This is a genomic window from Paenibacillus sp. MABNR03 (assembly GCF_050455445.1).
In the GTDB taxonomy this organism is placed as follows: Bacteria; Bacillota; Bacilli; order Paenibacillales; family Paenibacillaceae; genus Paenibacillus; species Paenibacillus xylanilyticus.
On sequence record NZ_JBCIYR010000001.1, the window covers coordinates 638725 to 651569 of the forward strand.

At 46.6% G+C, this 12845-nt stretch carries 10 protein-coding genes; all 10 read left to right on the forward strand.

All coding sequences use genetic code 11. From position 1 onward, the window contains the following. The first annotated feature begins 55 nt into the window (after positions 1–55). The 10 genes from AAIH57_RS02785 to AAIH57_RS02830 all read left to right on the forward strand — a co-directional run bounded on the left by AAIH57_RS02785 (position 56) and on the right by AAIH57_RS02830 (position 12795). On the forward strand, positions 56–1693 hold the full coding sequence (locus AAIH57_RS02785) for an ABC transporter substrate-binding protein (RefSeq protein ID WP_430020462.1): 1638 nt from the start codon (positions 56–58) through the stop codon (positions 1691–1693). Positions 1694–1715: 22 nt separating this feature from the next. Continuing rightward, positions 1716–2675, forward strand: coding sequence for an ABC transporter ATP-binding protein (locus AAIH57_RS02790; RefSeq protein ID WP_430020463.1), 960 nt, complete (start codon positions 1716–1718; stop codon positions 2673–2675). Positions 2676–2707: 32 nt separating this feature from the next. Continuing rightward, on the forward strand, positions 2708–3721 hold the full coding sequence (locus AAIH57_RS02795) for an ABC transporter ATP-binding protein (RefSeq protein ID WP_430020464.1): 1014 nt from the start codon (positions 2708–2710) through the stop codon (positions 3719–3721). Between the two features lie 35 nt (positions 3722–3756). Continuing rightward, positions 3757–4707 carry an ABC transporter permease gene (locus tag AAIH57_RS02800; protein ID WP_430020465.1) on the forward strand — a complete coding sequence of 317 codons (951 nt, stop codon included), beginning with the start codon at positions 3757–3759 and terminating at the stop codon, positions 4705–4707. Positions 4708–4724: 17 nt separating this feature from the next. Next, positions 4725–5660 carry an oligopeptide ABC transporter permease gene (opp4C, locus tag AAIH57_RS02805; RefSeq protein ID WP_175396384.1) on the forward strand — a complete coding sequence of 312 codons (936 nt, stop codon included), beginning with the start codon at positions 4725–4727 and terminating at the stop codon, positions 5658–5660. A 12-nt stretch (positions 5661–5672) separates the two neighbouring features. Further along, the gene (locus tag AAIH57_RS02810; protein WP_246310907.1) at positions 5673–6998 is read left to right on the forward strand and encodes an MFS transporter; all 1326 of its coding nucleotides are present in this window, start codon (positions 5673–5675) and stop codon (positions 6996–6998) included. A gap of 156 nt (positions 6999–7154) precedes the next feature. Further along, positions 7155–7979, forward strand: a complete 825-nt coding sequence (locus AAIH57_RS02815; RefSeq protein WP_430020466.1) for a copper amine oxidase N-terminal domain-containing protein — start codon at positions 7155–7157, stop codon at positions 7977–7979. 436 nt (positions 7980–8415) lie between these two features. Next, positions 8416–9147, forward strand: a complete 732-nt coding sequence (locus AAIH57_RS02820) for a Stf0 family sulfotransferase (RefSeq protein WP_430020467.1) — start codon at positions 8416–8418, stop codon at positions 9145–9147. A 136-nt stretch (positions 9148–9283) separates the two neighbouring features. Continuing rightward, a complete protein-coding gene (locus tag AAIH57_RS02825; RefSeq protein ID WP_430020468.1) occupies positions 9284–11029 on the forward strand; it encodes an ABC transporter ATP-binding protein in 1746 nt (581 codons plus the stop codon). Beyond that, positions 11026–12795 (forward strand): ABC transporter ATP-binding protein, encoded by a 1770-nt coding sequence (locus AAIH57_RS02830; RefSeq protein WP_430020469.1) that lies wholly within the window; start codon positions 11026–11028, stop codon positions 12793–12795. Before AAIH57_RS02825 ends, AAIH57_RS02830 begins: the two co-directional genes overlap by 4 nt. Positions 12796–12845 lie beyond the last annotated feature (50 nt).

Genomic DNA, 12845 nt, shown 5'->3' on the forward strand with positions numbered 1-12845 from the left:
GACCTATCCGCGTGGAAGGATAAATGATAGCAAAACATAAGGGGGAAGCGTTCATATGAAAAAATGGTTGAAGAGGACAGCGCTGTTTCCATTGTTCGGAATGATGCTTATCACAGGTTGTGGTTCAGCAGGACAAGGATCAGGGACATCTGCGAGTGCAGCCAATGGTAACCATACTCAAGCAAACCAGTTGACCATTGGAATAACGAACCCGCCTCTGATGTTTAATCCGATCGATTCGGACGGAAGTGGCTCAAGTGGTGCTGTATTCACCTACCGATATTTCTTCGATAGTCTGGTCAAAACAACAGGTCCGCTTCAATTCGAAATGCAGCTTGCCGAGTCCTTTGAGACGGAGGATAACCAAACGTTCCGCATCGCCATTCAACCGGATGCAAACTGGACAGATGGTACACCTATTACTGCACAGGATGTTGAATTTACGATCAATCTGATTGCCAATCCCAAGACGATCACTACACAGCGCAGCGCTATATTTTCCCTGGATGGATTGAATGAGAAAGGAACGCTGCCTGAAGGCTCTGAAGGACTGGATTCGATCAAGGTAATTGATGAGAAACATCTTGAGATTCGAACCAAAACGCCGGTGGACCCCAATCTGGTTTATGAACGCTTCTCCGATGTATTGATTGTCCCCAAACATGTGCTGCAGGATGTAAATCCGGCAGAGCTGAATCAAAACTCATTTTGGCGCAATCCCAATGTAACTTCAGGTCCTTATACTTTTGTAAAATATGAGAACAAATCCTATGTGGAACTCGCTGCCAATCCGGAGTATTACCGGGGAGCTCCCAAGATTGAAAAGGTATTTATCAAAATTATGCCTGCTTCCAATATGGTTGCACAGCTTCAATCCGGAGAGCTGGACATGAATGCGGCACAGGGGGTAGGGAATATCCCGGCTTCAGAATGGCAGACCGTAAAATCCATTCAGGGGCTGACAACCAAAGAGGAGCAGACCCGAAGATACAACTCGATCGAGATTAATACGGAACGTTTTCAGGACAAAAAAGTAAGACAAGCCCTGGCCTATGCGATCAACCGGCAGATGATTGTAGAACAGCTGATGCCAGGCACCGGAGAATTGCAGGACGGCCCGTATGCCAACAGTCATCCTTATCATGACGACAATATTATCAGCTATGGTTATGACCCTGAGAAAGCCAAACAAATGTTAGCAGAAGCCGGCTTCGATATGAAACGCCCCATTGAATTGATTGTGCCTACCGGCGATCGCACTCGTGAGATGGCAGGCAATATCATTCAGCAAAATTTTCAAGCCATCGGACTTCAAGTTAACCAGGTGAATTATGATTTTCCAACGACGGTTTCGAAGCTTGTTGCAGGAGAATTCGATCTGGTGCTTAGCAGCTTTGGCAGTATTATGGACCCTGATGGCCCGGCAACCGTATATCGCTCCACAGCAGCACTTAACGATATGCGCTACAACAACCCGGAAGTGGATGAATTATTTGATGCGGGAATGGCAGAGACAGATTCAGCCAAGCGTCAAGAGATCTACAACAAGCTGCAAAATATGATTCAGGAAGACGTACCGCTGATTACGGTATACTCCGAATTTAATCTGATGGCGATCTCACAACAGATCGAGGGTAAAGGCGGCGTGGTGGACGGCATGCATTATGACGTTAACATATGGGAGCGCAAATAAATGGAATCGGGGAGGAACAGGTATGAATGAACTGCTTGAAATACAGCATCTCAGGACTAACTTCCGTACCAATCAAGGGGAAGTGACTTCGGTGGATGATGTGAGCTTCTCTCTGAAAGCAGGAGAGACACTATGCATTGTAGGAGAATCCGGATGCGGCAAAAGTGTCACTTCACTATCCATCCTGCGTTTACTTGGACGAAGCGGTTATATCAGCAGTGGTTCCATACAATTTGATGGAAGGGATCTGGCCGAACTTCCTGAACACGAACTGGTCAAGCTTCGCGGCAAGGAAATCTCCATGATTTTTCAGGATCCGATGTCTTCTCTTAACCCGGTCTTTACCATTGGCAATCAATTGACGGAGACTATTCGACTGCATCTTGGGATGGGAGCCAAGGAGGCGAAACAGCATGGCATTTCCCTGTTAAAACAGGTTGGATTTCCAAGGGCCGAGCAGCTGCTTGGCCAGTATCCCCACACCTTGTCCGGTGGAATGAAGCAGCGTGTCATGATTGCTATGGCACTGGCATGCAGACCGAAACTTCTTATTGCTGATGAGCCGACAACAGCACTTGATGTAACCATACAGGCCCAGATTCTGAGTTTGATGAAACAAATTCGTGAGGAAACTGGGACTTCAATTATGTTAATCACGCATGATCTGGGTGTCGTGGCCGAAATGGCGGATCGAATCATCGTGATGTATGCAGGGCAGGTCGTCGAGGAGGCAGAGGTATATGAGCTGTTCGATCATCCCGAACATCCTTACACCATTGGACTAATGGAATCCATCCCACATATCGAAATTGAAGACGCAGAGCTGCGTTCCATTCCCGGTTCGGTACCCTCACTGCAATCCATGCCTTCAGGCTGCAGATTTATGGAACGCTGCAGCAGGGCGGCAGCCCAATGCCATACACCCCCACCACTGACAGAGATTCGCGAAGCTCATAAAGTACGCTGCTGGTTTCCGGCGTAAGACTTAAACCTACAGGATAAGGGGGATATGACATGTCAGCGATGCGAATGCCGATCAAGGAAAGCGCGGATAAACCGTTACTTCAGCTGGAAGGGGTCCATAAACATTATCCCATTCAGAAGGGCATATTTTCAAAAACAGTTGGACAGATCAAAGCAGTGGATGGAATTGACCTTCAGGTGTATCCAGGAGAAACTGTTGGTCTGGTCGGAGAATCAGGCTGCGGCAAATCTACGCTTGGACGCAGCATTATCGGGCTGGAGAATATTAGTTCAGGCAAGGTGCTGTTTGAAGGAAGGGATCTGACCCAAATGTCGGGCGCAGAGATGAGAACATTGCGCAGGGATATTCAGATGATATTTCAAGACCCCTATTCATCGTTGAATCCCCGAAAGCGGATTGTCGATCTCATCACAGAGCCTCTTCATGTATTACGAGGCATGTCGGATGCCGAAGCCTTGCGGGAAGCTTCACAGTTAATGGAGATTGTAGGATTATCGGTTCAAGGTTTGGGGAAATATCCACATGAATTCTCGGGAGGTCAGCGTCAACGAATAGGTATCGCGCGTGCGGTTGCCCTTAGACCCAAACTGATTGTTTGTGATGAACCTGTTTCGGCACTTGATGTTTCCATTCAGGCCCAGATCCTGAATCTGCTCAAGGACTTGCAGCGTGAATTTAACTTAACCTACTTGTTTATTGGTCACGGCCTTGGATCCGTAAAGTATATGAGTAATCGCATAGCTGTAATGTATCTCGGCAAAGTGGTAGAACTCGCCCCGGCTCAAGAGTTGTTTTCTTCGCCCAGACACCCATATACCCGAGCATTGCTCGATGCTTATCCTATTCCGAATCCCCATTTGAGAAACAAAGAGCGAATTGTACTCGAAGGGGATGTACCAAGTCCCGCATCACCACCACAAGGCTGTCGTTTTCATACCCGCTGTCCACTCGCCAGTACCAAATGTCAGGAGGAGGAGCCGCTTCTTACTGAGGATATCTTCCGTAAAGGACACTTGTATGCTTGTCATGATCCGCTTGGATAAACGTTATAACCATGTATGCACAGAGGGGGCCTTTTATGTTGAATTACGTGCTTCGGAGACTTCTGATCGCGATCCCGGTATTGTTTGGAGTAACTTTCCTTAATTTTGTTCTCATCAATCTGGCCCCGGGGGATCCCGTGGACATGTATGTGAATCCGGATGTGAGTGAAGAGGACAAACAATTAAGGCGAGAAGCACTTGGATTAAATGATCCGTTCATGATTCGGTACTGGAAATGGCTCGTGAATTTGGTACAGGGTGATCTGGGGCATTCATTCAGTTCCTTCCAACCTGTAACCAGTTTAATCGCTGAACGAATAGGTCCGACCTTGCTGCTGGTAGGGGCATCGATTCTGTTTGGATATCTGATTGCGATCCCGATTGGCATTTACTGTGCTGTAAAGTCGGGCTCCAAGTTTGATTATTTAATGTCGACCACCTCGTTATTGGGTGTTTCCATTCCGAATTTTTTTCTGGGCCTGGGCCTGATTTATATCTTCGGCGTCCTGTTGGGTGTACTTCCCACGGGAGGCATGAGCACCATGGGAGGGAACGCCGGCATCGGGGATAGGCTGACTCACCTGATATTGCCTACAATTACGCTGGGAACTTCCATCTCTGGCGGAATGATCCGTTATGTTCGCGCCAGTGTAATTGAAGTGCTTGGACAAGAATATCTGCGAACAGCAAGAGCCAAGGGAGTCAGAGAATTTATCGTAATTCACAAGCATGCTTTGAAAAATGCACTTATTCCGCTGATCACGATAGCGGGTCTCGATATTCCTGTATTAATCGGGGGAGCCGTCATTACAGAAAGTATTTTTCAGTGGAATGGCATGGGACAATTGACGATTCAGGCCATCTTTTCAAGGGATTTTCCGCTGCTCATGGGAGTAAACATGCTTGCAGCCCTATCTGTACTGGCCGCCAATCTGTGGTCTGATCTGATGTATGCGGTCGTGGATCCTCGAATCAAATACAGTTGAAGAAAGGAGTGAGCATTATGCCTTCACTAAATCTGGAGTCTGGTACAGCTGCTTCCCCTGAACTCGTTGCGGGTTCGGCTGCAGCAAACACTCCGAGTTTTGAACGTGAGAGCTACTGGAAAATGATCGGTCAACGCTTTGTCCAGCATAAACTTGCAGTAGCGGGGCTGATTATTCTCGGATTTCTCATCCTGATCAGTGGTTTTGCACCATTCATTGCTCCCTATGATCCCAATGAAATTACGGGTGCTTTTGCCGCTTCTCCTTCCAGTCAGCATTGGCTGGGTACGGATCAGGTGGGACGGGATGTGCTGAGCAGGCTGATCTACGCAACACGTGTATCACTTGCCGTAGGTGTAGTTACTGTTTTGCTCTACGTATGTGTAGGTACCATTGTTGGAGCCATCGCCGGTTATGTGGGGGGATGGGTAGACATGTTGATCAATCGAATCATCGATGTCTTTATGTCTTTTCCAAGTCTGATGGTGATTCTGGTTCTGGTAACTGTTCTTGGCACCGGATTGTCCAACATTATCATTGTACTCGCTCTGCTGGGATGGCCTGCAGTTGCCCGGCTGGTTCGGGGCAGTGTATTAACTCTTCGGCAAACCGAATTTGTAAAGGCAGGACAGGCACTGGGTTTCAGTTCACCTCGACTGATTTTTGGGCATATTTTGCCGAATGCTTTGGGACCAATTTTGGTCAATGCCACTTTTGGTGCCGCCGCCGCTATTCTGTCCGAATCCTCCTTGAGCTTTCTGGGTATGGGCGTACAGCCGCCCACAGCCAGCTGGGGGAATATGCTTAATGCTGCACAATCCATAACGGCCCTGACAAGTCAGCCTTGGCTCTGGATTCCACCAGGTCTAATCATTATTCTGTCGGTCTTATCCATTAATTTTATCGGTGATGGTATCCGTGATGCAATGGATCCTCGCAGGACCAGCGCATAGAGAAGAGGGAACATGAACAGAACGTTAATTTCCATGCTATCGTCCTGGAACAAATTAGGGCATCTTCGTAACTATCCGAGGGATGCTCTCTTATTCATCGCCGCGAGCTTCGTTAATTCTACAGGCAAGGCTATCATGTGGCCATTAACTACATTGTATGTGCACAATGTGATGGGCAGATCGTATGGAGAAGCCGGATTGATCGTTCTTTATCAGGCACTATGCAGTGTTTTCGGGGAACTGGTGGGCGGCAATCTCTACTATCGCTTGGGTCCCAAAATTCTGATTACCGGCTCTTTCCTGATCTCTGCCTGCATGCTGTTTGGCATTGCGATGACGGACAGTTGGCCAGCTTACATTGTTTTCATTTGCGCGCTCGGTTTTGTAAACGGAATTGCACTTCCTTCCCTAAACGCCTACGTCGGTTTTCGTTGGAAAGAGCATCGCAGAACGCTCTACAATCTGATGTACGTTTGTAACAATTTTGGGCTGTCCATCGGTGCCATGGTCGGCGGCTTGATTGCATCGATTTCCTTTACCCTGACATATCTGTTTACGGGAACAACCACTTTATTATTTGCTGTCTTTCTGTTGCTGTTCATGCGCCTGCCAAGCAAGGTCGATTCATACAAAACAATCGATTCAGTCCAGGAACCCGAGCAACATATAATAGAAGGAAAAAATGAAACGACAGCGAATGAGATGCCAGTGGATCGCAGGAGCTTGCTGAAAAATGTAAGCATTTATCTATTTCTCTCTTTCGGAGCCATGTTCTTCTGGATTTCATTCTCACTATGGTCAACGGGCATTGCTCCTTATATTGACGAGCAGGGACTGGACCTCAAGTTCTACAGCTTGCTGTGGACAATTAATGGACTGGTTATCTTGCTGGGGCAGCCGTTTACGTCATGGATCAAGAAGAGGTTTGCCCCAACTATCGTTAGGCAGATGTTTGTGAGTGCCTTATTTTCGGCTTTGGCGTTTACGTTCATTTTGTTCTTTCACGAACATTATATTTATCTGGTACTCGGCATGATACTTGCCACCTTTGGGGAAATGATGTTACTCCCCACCATACCTACATTCCTGTCTGAACGCACGGGAGTGAACGCACCTTTTTATATGGGGCTTACTGGTGGATTTGCGAATATCGGCCGAATGATTGGTCCGTTGATGTTCGGGAATGTCTATGATTGGTGGGGGATTGTGCCGGTCATCCTTTTGGGAACCATGTCCTCGTTTGCAGCACTGCTGATGTTTTATATCCATTCCAATCTGAATAAAAAGGAAGAATGGGTGGAACGGTTGTCGCTTATGACCGGAACGATAAACAAGTAAATGGAATTGCACATAAAGGATTATGCAAAAATGATAATGAGACGTTGGCATTCAGGCCAGCGTCTTTTTTGAGAAGGCGGCAACTTTCATGAGTCAGATAACGTTAACTGATTTAGAAAAGATCGTTACGTTATTTACTCGAAAGGAGGCTGCAACTTGATATTGAAAAAAATTGCGTTTATCGTGCTGGCGTCTATAATGCTTATTACACTTTCCACAGCGGTTCTCGCTGAGGATACTGCAGTTGAGATTAAGGATGGAATGTTGTCTAAAAATCGGGTCTTAATCCCTTTGAGAGTGGTGTCCAACAATTTTGGGGGAGATGTAAAGTGGTATAAAGATGACAAATATATACGAATTAAAACAGATGAGAAGGAGATTTTTCTCGCTGTTAACTTCAAAAATGCGCGAGTGAATGACCAGGTAATAACCATGGATTCTTCTGTGGTGTTAATTGGAAGCACTGCGTATGTTCCGTTGAGATTTGTCAGTCAGACGCTTGGGGCCGAGCTGAACTGGGATGGTGAAAACAAACAGGCTACCATTATGTTAGATGATCAGACGGTGGTTGTGAACGTGCAGAACGATGATTCCCAGATACCTGTTTCTCAGAAAATAAGCCAAACACGGATCAATTTATTATCGAACAAATTGAACGAAACGTCCAATCTGTCTGAGATTAATCAAATACGGACATATTTCAAACCCTATTTTACAGAAAAATTAATCCAGTCCATCATTAAAGGGCAGGAGTTACAGAGCGAATGGATTCAGTATGATATTCCTGAGAACTCCGTTTATTATACGAGCAGTACAACTGGAACGTTATCTCAGTCGTACGTTCTTGGAAATACATTAACGGGTGAATCCCACTACGTGAATGATCGAAACATTGAACTTGTATACAGTGAGGGTGTATGGAAGGTCAATCGAATAAAGTTTGTTTTTAGAATGATTCCTAATCTGGGGTATGATCGTTAGTTCGGCTGCAAGTGATTTTATCAACATGAAGGAAATAACAATTTAGTAAAAATGTTCTTGACGTATCCTGATGGAGCGAATACAATAAACAACAAATATGTGTAACGGGTGGGTAGATGAATATGTTCATGCCAGTGTGGGGTTTCGAATCGATAACTGAATAAGCATGAGCATAGGTACTGTCCAAGGTGAAAATGTCAGCGTTTGGAGAGCCGTGTTTGTGCAGCCCCTGGCGTGGACGCTATTCATTATTGCGATGCAGAGGAGAAATCCAGAAACGTTTTTTTCATATGGTTCTCTTGTTGATACAAAGCTGTAGATGAACATCAGTTCATCTATGGCTTTTTTGCATGCATTCCACCAATCTGTTCACATGGAAAGGAGACTGGGCATCTATTTTTATCATATTCCTAAGGGAAGAAAGAGAGGTAAAGAGATGAAGCAACCGGTTCAAAGTTATACGATTTGGTTTTCCCAGCGCACAGGCAGTACGCTGCTCAGTGAAGCATTAAGTTCTACGGGTCTTGCAGGCAAACCCGGGGAATGGCTTCATTTTCAGCAGAAGAGTCCCGATACCCTGAAACGAGAAGATCTGGAGCAAATGTGGGAGCAGGGAACAACGCCTAATGGTGTGTTTGGCATCAAGATCAATTTTGAACAACGATGGATGGATGCAATCCGCAATCTGTATCATTTGCCATCCGAAGTATCGCGGGCTGAAGTATGGAGTACCGGTTTCCCTAACTGCACGAAGCATATTTACATGACACGTCGAAACAAGGTTAGATTGGCTGTATCCTGGTGGCGGGCTATTGTTTCAGGTGAGTGGCATCGCAAACACGGCGATCAGGCAAAGCAGCAAAATATTGCAGACCAATATCATTTTGATGCAATTAAACACCTGCTTGTTGAAAGTAACATGTGCGAAGCTGCAATAGAAGATTTTCTTTCGGAGTCGGGAATTATCCCTTTAACGATTGTATATGAAGATTTTATACAGGATTACGAGGGGATCGTCATGAAAGTGCTGGAGTATTTGGATATCCCATCTGATCCCGTTACCATTTTGCCTCCGTCCTTTGACCCCATCGCAGACGAGGTTTCCGAACAGTGGGTTCAAAGGTTCAGGGAAGATTGCCAGAAGGGTTGGGAGAATAAGAGATGGTAAAAAGTCATGTTAATGATGATATTTGGGGCGTAAACAAGGCATTTCATATTTTTCTGCATGATTCGTCTTAGCGATGTAAGAGATGTGATAAGCCGAATGAGAATAACATCTAAATAGACGTAAAGGGGTGGGCAATGTGCCCAAACAAGAAAAAAGATCCATGTCCTGGCTCTTGCAATACCTGAAACCCGTGAAGGGGCGGCTGGCCCTGCTGCTGGTTATGCTGCTGACTTCAACAGGCTTGCAGCTGCTGAATCCGCAGATTGTCAAGCGGTTTATCGATACAGCCGCAGGGGGCGGAATACTCACAAGTCTGATTCAGCTGGCAGCCTTTTTTCTGGTCGTTGCCGTGTTTAATCAGCTGATTACGGTTGCGGTCAGTTATCTGGGAAATGACGTCTCATGGCGGGCAACGAACCAGCTTCGCGGGGATTTGCTGAAGCATTGTCTACGTCTGGATATGCGTTTCCACAATGTTAAAACACCAGGGGAGATGATTGAACGTGTCGATGGAGACGTAACGAGCATCTCAAACTTCTTTGCCATGTTTATTGTTCAGGTCATCGGGAGTTTTGTATTGCTTGCGGGAATACTCGGGTTTATGTTCACGGTGAATATACCCATTGCGGTCGTCATGACGGTGTTTACGTTATTATCGATTTTGTTTATGGTATTTATCCGTAACCTCGGTGTGCAATCTTCCAAAAATGAGCGTGAAGCAAGTGCTTCCCTTTTCGGCATGATCGAAGAGCGTATTGCCGGAATCGAGGATGTCCAGGCAAATGGTCATGTACCATATGTCATGAATCGATTCTACAAATTGATGCGAATTGTTTTCCTGAAAGGGCGGAGAGCCTGGATTTTACGCGTTATTCCGTGGAATACAACCGTGATTTTGTTTGCCATTGCTGTCACAGCGGTTCTCCTGCTGGGTGTTCATTATTTTATGCAGGGGGCAATCAGTCTCGGTACGTTATTTCTCATCTATCAATACACTCAGATGCTGAATGATCCGATTGAGATGCTTGGAGATCAGGTGCAGGAGTTTCAAAAGGCGAAATCCGGTATGATTCGTTCCAGGGAACTGCTTGCTCTAAGCAGCGAAATCAAAGACGGAGATCAGGAACGGCTGCCAGATGGGGCGCTTGGTCTGGAATTTGAGCAGGTAAATTTCAGTTATAACGAAGGTAAACCTGTATTGCGGGATATCAATTTTAAAATTAAGCCTGGGCAGAGACTGGGTATTATCGGTCGCACAGGCAGCGGAAAGTCCAGTCTGAGTCGCGTGCTGCTGCGTTTGTATAATCTGGATAGTGGTGTCATACGGGTAGGAGGCAAGGATATTTCCGAGCTTAGCTTGCAGGCACTCTACAGAAGAGTGGGCATGGTGACGCAAGATGTACAGTTGTTCGATGGCACATTGCGGGATAATCTGACGTTGTTTAATCAGGAGGTCTCGGATGACATGATCCTGGAAACGACCGATCGACTTGGACTGCGTCAATGGATCGATACCCAGCCAAAAGGGCTCGATACTCATTTGACTGCGGGAGGTTCTTCCCTGTCTGCTGGCGAAGCACAGTTGTTTGCCTTAACCAGAGTATTTCTGACTGAGCCAAGTCTGGTCATTCTGGATGAGCCGTCTTCACGTCTGGATGCGGCTACGGAACATCTGCTCCAGTCGGCTGTCGATCAGTTAATGAAGCAATGTACGGGAATCATTATAGCCCATCGCCTGGCTACGCTTGAGCAGGTAGACCAGATTATGGTGCTGGGGGATGGCCGGATATTGGAATTCGGGGCAAGGGAAGAGCTCGCGAACAATCCGAATTCACATTATGCTCGGCTGCGGATTACAGGCAGAGAGGAGGAGCTTGCGTGAATGTAGCAGAATTTATTGGACGACTGTTTCGGTTCAAAGTTGTCCTGTTTATCATTAATGGCTTGTTATGGTGTGTGTTTCATTCCTTGCCACTTGCGATCGGGATCGGAATGCAGTGGTTTTTTGACCGGGCAACAATTGGATCCAGTGATTACCTGTGGCTGGCAGTTCCACTTATATTCATTGCACTGATACGGGTAGCCAGAGTGGGTACGTTTTTTGCCGCTTTTTATGCATGGATTACATACGTCTATCATATTCAGGCGATTCTTCGTACAAATATGCTGGCTGGCATCATGCGCTGGCCTGGACGCAACCTTCCGGCTTCACCAGGAGAAGCGATGAGTCGCTTTCGTGATGATGTGGAAGAGGTCGTTGAGTACGTTGAATCATGGGTAGACTTCTGGGGACGACTTGTCTTTGCGATCGTGTCCATCGCTATTATGGCGAACATTAACTGGAAAATTACACTGGTTGCCGTGTTACCCTTACTCGTGGTTACCCTGCTTAACAATTTGTCAGGAAATCGTGCACGCAAATATGCCCAGAACAATCGTGAAGCGACGGGGCGAATAACGAGTTTCATTGCCGAGACGTTTGGTGCGGTGCAAGCATTGAAGCTGGGGCAGGCTGAGCAGCATGTTTCAGCACGGTTTAACCATTTGAATGAAGAACGGCGTCAAGCTGCCTTGCGGGATAATCTGTTCAAACAGTGGATGAGATCCCTGAATCAGCATGTACTCAGCATCTGTACGGGGTTAATTCTGCTGATGTGTGCTGCTGAGATGAGGACCGGACAATTCACCGTAGGAGATTTTGCCCTGTTTACATCGTATCTCGCCAACATTGGCTTTAGTATTTCCTTGTTCGGGTACATGGTATTCCAGCATAAACGGCTGAAGGTATCCTTTGACCGCATGCGCAAGCTGTTTCGTCCTGGTGAAGAAGATTGCATTATGGAATCAAGGGAAATCTATCTGTATGAAAACCCGCCAGAACTTGGTGAAGTGCAGAGAGGCCCGGACGAGAAACTTAGGGAGCTGCAAGTCAGCAATCTGTCGTATCAATATCCCAACTCTGTAAATGGAATTCAGGATATCAACTTGCGGCTGAAACGAGGACAATTTCTTGTCATTACCGGACGCATCGGATCAGGGAAGTCAACGCTTGTACGAACTCTCCTTGGACTGTTGCCGAAACAGGCGGGAAGTATCCGATGGAATGGAAAAGATGTGGATCCGGCGACCTTCTTAATGCCGCCTAGAGCAGCTTACACTCCCCAGGTCCCTCGTCTGTTCAGTGATACATTGAGGGAGAACATTGTGCAAGGCAAAAAAGGCAAGGTGGATGAATCGCTCGCACGGGCCATTCGCCTTGCTGTAATGAAAAAAGATATAGACCACCTCGATCAGGGACTAGAGACATCCGTTGGCCCAAGAGGGGTGATGCTGTCTGGCGGTCAGATTCAGCGTGCAGCAACTGCACGTATGCTGATGACTGGAGCAGATCTGTTTATCTTTGATGATCTGTCCAGTGCACTGGATGTGGAAACGGAACAGCAGGTATGGGATGGTTTATCCAAAGAGCAAAATGTGACTTGTATCGCCGTATCGCACCGACGTGCTGCCCTTGCCAAGGCTGATCATATTATCGTCATGAAGGATGGACGTATTGAGGCTGAAGGAAGTCTGGCGGAACTGCTGGCAACCAATGAAGAAATGCAGCTGCTGTGGCAAGGAGAACAGTCACCTGTAAAAGTGGGCTAATATCCCAAGAGCAATAAAAAAGCCGTACAGCCAACTCTATACAAGAGTTT

Coding starts and splice junctions, on each gene's coding strand:
- AAIH57_RS02785 (WP_430020462.1), top strand. CDS start 56: ATGAAAAAATGGTTGAAGAGGACAGCGCTGTTTCCATTGTTCGGAATG.
- AAIH57_RS02790 (WP_430020463.1), top strand. CDS start 1,716: ATGAATGAACTGCTTGAAATACAGCATCTCAGGACTAACTTCCGTACC.
- AAIH57_RS02795 (WP_430020464.1), top strand. CDS start 2,708: ATGTCAGCGATGCGAATGCCGATCAAGGAAAGCGCGGATAAACCGTTA.
- AAIH57_RS02800 (WP_430020465.1), top strand. CDS start 3,757: ATGTTGAATTACGTGCTTCGGAGACTTCTGATCGCGATCCCGGTATTG.
- opp4C (WP_175396384.1), top strand. CDS start 4,725: ATGCCTTCACTAAATCTGGAGTCTGGTACAGCTGCTTCCCCTGAACTC.
- AAIH57_RS02810 (WP_246310907.1), top strand. CDS start 5,673: ATGAACAGAACGTTAATTTCCATGCTATCGTCCTGGAACAAATTAGGG.
- AAIH57_RS02820 (WP_430020467.1), top strand. CDS start 8,416: ATGAAGCAACCGGTTCAAAGTTATACGATTTGGTTTTCCCAGCGCACA.